The organism is Synechococcus sp. R55.8 (genome assembly GCF_047461895.1).
Classification (GTDB): Bacteria; Cyanobacteriota; Cyanobacteriia; order Thermostichales; family Thermostichaceae; genus Thermostichus.
Window position 1 is genome coordinate 29,360 of record NZ_JANSIB010000015.1, and the last position, 4,274, is coordinate 33,633.

At 58.3% G+C, this 4,274-nt stretch carries 4 protein-coding genes; 3 read left to right on the forward strand and 1 reads right to left on the reverse strand.

Annotated elements, in window-relative coordinates:
- Positions 1-76: 76 nt before the first annotated feature.
- The gene (trmFO, locus tag NW829_RS02910; RefSeq protein ID WP_414329729.1) at positions 77-1,456 is read left to right on the forward strand and encodes an FADH(2)-oxidizing methylenetetrahydrofolate--tRNA-(uracil(54)-C(5))-methyltransferase TrmFO; all 1,380 of its coding nucleotides are present in this window, start codon (positions 77-79) and stop codon (positions 1,454-1,456) included.
- 239 nt (positions 1,457-1,695) lie between these two features.
- On the opposite strand, the gene NW829_RS02915 is transcribed toward trmFO, so the two are convergent.
- Positions 1,696-2,712 (reverse strand): phosphotransferase enzyme family protein, encoded by a 1,017-nt coding sequence (locus tag NW829_RS02915; protein WP_414416392.1) that lies wholly within the window; start codon positions 2,710-2,712, stop codon positions 1,696-1,698.
- Positions 2,713-3,071: 359 nt separating this feature from the next.
- On the opposite strand from NW829_RS02915, the gene remA reads away from it, so the two are divergent.
- Positions 3,072-3,341 (forward strand): extracellular matrix/biofilm regulator RemA, encoded by a 270-nt coding sequence (gene remA / locus NW829_RS02920; RefSeq protein WP_414330335.1) that lies wholly within the window; start codon positions 3,072-3,074, stop codon positions 3,339-3,341.
- Between the two features lie 100 nt (positions 3,342-3,441).
- Positions 3,442-4,089 (forward strand): guanylate kinase, encoded by a 648-nt coding sequence (gmk, locus tag NW829_RS02925; protein ID WP_414416389.1) that lies wholly within the window; start codon positions 3,442-3,444, stop codon positions 4,087-4,089.
- Positions 4,090-4,274: the final 185 nt, after the last annotated feature.

Consider the following 4,274-nt stretch of genomic DNA (forward strand, 5'->3'; position numbering starts at 1 on the left):
ATAGTGGGTTTGACCTGAGCCGTTTCCGGCCCTAGCAGGGTGCGCTCCATTCTTCTCTTCCCTCCCGGAGGTTGTGATGAACCCTCCAACTAACCCAAGGGCTTGCAGCCCGCTTGCACGAGCGGGAGCCTTTGCCCCCATCCATGTTGTGGGCGGGGGGTTGGCGGGGACAGAAGCTGCTTGGCAAATTGCCCAGGCAGGGTTGCCTGTCATCCTTTCGGAGATGCGCCCCGTGCGTCAGAGCCCGGCCCATCACACCGATCAGTTGGGGGAGCTGGTGTGCAGCAACTCCTTTGGGGCTGCGGCCAGCGATCGGGCGGCAGGGCTGCTCAAGGAAGAACTGCGACAACTGGGATCCCTGGTGATCGCGACGGCGGATTGCCATGCAGTGCCGGCAGGAGGGGCATTGGCAGTGGATCGGGCCCGCTTCAGCCAGGCTCTCACGGAAGCCATTCAAAACCATCCCCGCATCACCCTGCGTCGGGAGGAGGTGACGGAGATCCCGGAGGGCATTGCCGTCCTCTGTACCGGCCCTCTGACCAGCGATCCCCTGGCCAAGGCACTGCAAGCCTTTACGGGCCTGGAGTACCTGAGCTTTTTCGATGCTTCTAGCCCCATTGTTACCGGGGATTCGTTGAACCGAGCGGTGGTGTTTCAGGCTTCCCGCTACGACAAGGGGGAAGCAGCCTATCTCAACTGCCCCATGACGGAAGCGGAGTACGAACGGTTTTGGCGGGCGCTGGTGGAGGCGGAGCAGGCGCCCCTCAAGGATTTTGAACGGGAGGAGCGCAAGTTTTTCGAGGGCTGCTTGCCGATTGAAGAAATGGCGCGCCGTGGCAAAGACACCCTCTGTTTCGGCCCCTTGAAGCCGGTGGGGCTGGTGGATCCGCGCACGGGATCCCGTCCTTACGCGGTGGTGCAGTTGCGGCAAGAGGACAAAGCAGGGCAGCTGTGGAACTTGGTGGGCTTTCAAACCAACTTGAAATGGGGAGAACAGCAGCGGGTCTTTCGCCTCATCCCCGGCCTGGAACAGGCGGAGTTTGTCCGCTTTGGGGTGATGCACCGCAATACGTTTTTGAATTCCCCCCAGCTTCTGTGGCCGACCTTGCAATTTCGTCGCCGACCCACGCTGTTTGCCGCCGGCCAGTTGGTGGGCACCGAGGGCTATGCCTGCGCGGTGGCAGGGGGATGGTTGGCCGGGCAGAACGCCGCCCGCCTGGCTCTGGGGTTGCCCTTGATCACGCTGCCCCCCGAAACAATGATGGGATCCCTGTTTCAATTCATCAGCAGCGCCGATCCCAGGCACTTTCAGCCGATGCCGGCCAATTTTGGGCTGTTGCCGGATTTGGAGGGGCGCAAGCTTCGCAACAAGCAGGAGCGCTATGGCCGTTACCGGGATCGCGCTTTGGCTGCTCTGAAAACGACTGGGTTGGTGCGCCAAGTGCAAACCGCCTAGGGGAGCTTGGAGCGTGTTCCCGACCATTGCGATCCAAGTCAAAGTCGAGATTGAGCGTTATCGTCATTTGAAACTAGATTGAGACACTTCCTAGGCGTTTCGCGACCGCCCCCAGCCCCTCTCCCGCTGGGGGAGGAGAGTCGGGAAGCAATGCCACAGAAATATTTAGAAATGTTTCATTCCTATGCCGCGGTAGCAGATCCCAAAACGAGCTGTCAAAAGCTGGGCAAACCTGTTGGCTACCTTCCCTCTTTCCGCTGCTCACAAGACAAAAGGGCGCGCATGGACTCCAACAGTTGGGGTGCCCTCTGGGTTAGGTCTTGATAGAGGCAAATTTGCTGTTGGCAGCGGGCCAGGTTATGGGCTTTGCGGCTGGGGTAGCGCTGGGGATCCCAATTCCAGTAAGCGTCTTCAAACCAATCCTGCAAAAAGCGCATCCCCAATTCCAGGGTAATCAGTTGGATCCCTTGGAGAAGGAGTTCCGGTTGTAGGGCGTGCAAGTTCCCGGTTTGGGCATAGCCCCGCAACCCGGCCAGGATCGCCTCGGGCTGAAGGGTATTTCCTCGTTTGCCCCAGGAGCGCAGGGCATCCCCCAATTCAACATAGAGATTGTGATACATAAAGGTGTCCAGATCCACCAGGCCCACAAATCGCCCCTGCTCATCGAACAAAAAGTTGTTGAACTTGAGATCGGCATGGATGATTTGAGTTGGGATCCCCGAGGGCAGCAGAAGATTGGGCACAGTTTCGATTAAAAACTGCCATTCTGCCTGCACTTCTGGGGCCGGCTCATACTGGCGTAGCTGTTGCCAAAGGTGAGCCGTATCGTGAAAATGCGGGATCTGGAAGCGAAAACGATAGTCCATCTGGGCCAAGAGTCGATGCAGGCGTCCAACGGCTGCCCCCGCCTCTTCCAGATAGCCCCAATTGGGAGGAGTTGGGTGACAGGATCCCGGCAGACAATCCATGACCCGCCACAGCCCTTCTGCCCAGGACAAGTGCAGGGATCCATCGCGAGCGCGGCGGAATCGGGGCACAGGGAAGCCGTGTTGTCTCAACCATTGGCCGATGGCTTGACCATCTTCGGTGACAGCAGGATCAAATCGGGGATGAAGGCGCTGGGCGATGAAGGATCCCTCAGAGGTGTTGAGTTTCCAAGTTTGGTGAATGAGGCCCACTCGGATGGCTTCGGGTGGCTTTGGATCCCCCAGTTGAAAGTGTTGGACAAGGGGATCCAGCCAAGTCAGGTCAAGCATAGGCAAGGAAGAAATCTATTCAAGCTTGGGGTGCTGGGTCGATCTTTTCGTTTTCAGAGCTGCCTCAAACTGCTTACCACAGCGGCGGCCTTTGAGGCTTACAGTTCAAGTTCCATTGAAGTGGCTTCATGTTGACGATTTTACCGTCCTCGATAAACAGGGCAAGTTGTTTGGGAGGGTGCAGCTTGTTATGCAACCACAGCCTTTTTGCGGCTCACCCGAACGGGATTTGTCGCCGAAACCCACTGCCCCATTGGCCGAGAACTCAGGTGTCGTTGTAGCAAACCCGCGAAAGAGCCCCATTTGCTACCTTAATGAAGGTCGCTGGCCGGACAGCCGTTAGGTTCGCTCATCACCCCATGGATACCCGCCTAATCAACATTGGCTTTGGCAACATCGTCGCCGCTGGGCGTGTGGTCGCCATTGTCAGTCCCGAGTCAGCTCCCATCAAACGCATCATCAGCGATGCCCGCGAGAGGGGCCAGTTGGTGGATGCTACCTATGGTCGTCGTACCCGCGCTGTCATCATCACCGATTCCGGGCACGTTATCCTCTCCGCCATCCAACCCGAAACCGTTGCCAACCGCTTCCTCACGGCCAAGCCCGGTTTGCCAGACGAGACCGAGTGAAAGCCCATCGCTGTGAGCCGTTTGAGAAACCAGAAGTGAGATATCCTAAAACAAACCCAAACAAGTCAATTGCCCAGCCGTCTTGCGTCGGTCTCTGTCTATGCCAACCTCTCCTACCCCGGTTTCCTCTGAGTGTACGCAGCAGCAGGGATCCCTTCCGGCTCCTACCCCGCGCGGTCGCTTGGTGGTTTTGACAGGGCCCAGCGGAGTGGGTAAGGGTACGCTGGTCAACCAGTTGCGCCAGCGCCACCCCGAGCTGTATCTCTCGGTTTCGGTCACCACCCGCCCCCCCCGCCCCAGCGAACAGGAAGGCGTCAACTACTACTTTCGCAGTCGGGAGGAATTTCTCAACTTGATTGAAGCCAACGAGCTGTTGGAATGGGCACAGTATGCGGGCAACTTTTACGGCACTCCCCGCGAGATCGTGTTCCAAAAACTTAACCAGGGTCAGGATGTGCTGCTGGAAATTGAGCTGGCGGGGGCCCGTCAGGTGAGGCAACAGTACCCAGATGCCATTCGCATCTTTCTCTGTCCCCCTTCTCTGGAAGAGCTGGAACGTCGCATCCGCGAGCGCGGACAAGACTCGGAGGCCAGCATCGAGCGCCGCCTGGAACAGGCCCGCAAGGAATTGGATGCCCAAGACGAATTTGACTACGTGATTGTCAACGACAACCTGGAGCAAGCGCTGCAGGAGCTGGAAGCCCTGCTCTATCCCCCCTCTGCCTCTTCAGGGGAGCAGCAGCCCTAGCTTCTCCAGCCCCTTCCCGGAACGCTGGTGTCGGTGGTGCAGTGGCTCCAGATTGGGCCTAGGGTTAACTTTCGGTTAAGAAAAAAGCTGCTGGGGAGGGTAGTTTGGCTTTACCAAAAAACTGGGTCTGAAGCCCCGCCCTAAGGCCTACGGCCCGCTGACGCGACCAGGGCGGCTTTTATCTT

Bases quoted from the DNA above. Each gene is read 5' to 3' on its own strand.
- trmFO (WP_414329729.1), top strand. From the start codon at position 77: ATGAACCCTCCAACTAACCCAAGGGCTTGCAGCCCGCTTGCACGAGCG.
- NW829_RS02915 (WP_414416392.1), bottom strand. From the start codon at position 2,712: ATGCTTGACCTGACTTGGCTGGATCCCCTTGTCCAACACTTTCAACTG.
- gmk (WP_414416389.1), top strand. From the start codon at position 3,442: ATGCCAACCTCTCCTACCCCGGTTTCCTCTGAGTGTACGCAGCAGCAG.
- remA (WP_414330335.1), top strand. From the start codon at position 3,072: ATGGATACCCGCCTAATCAACATTGGCTTTGGCAACATCGTCGCCGCT.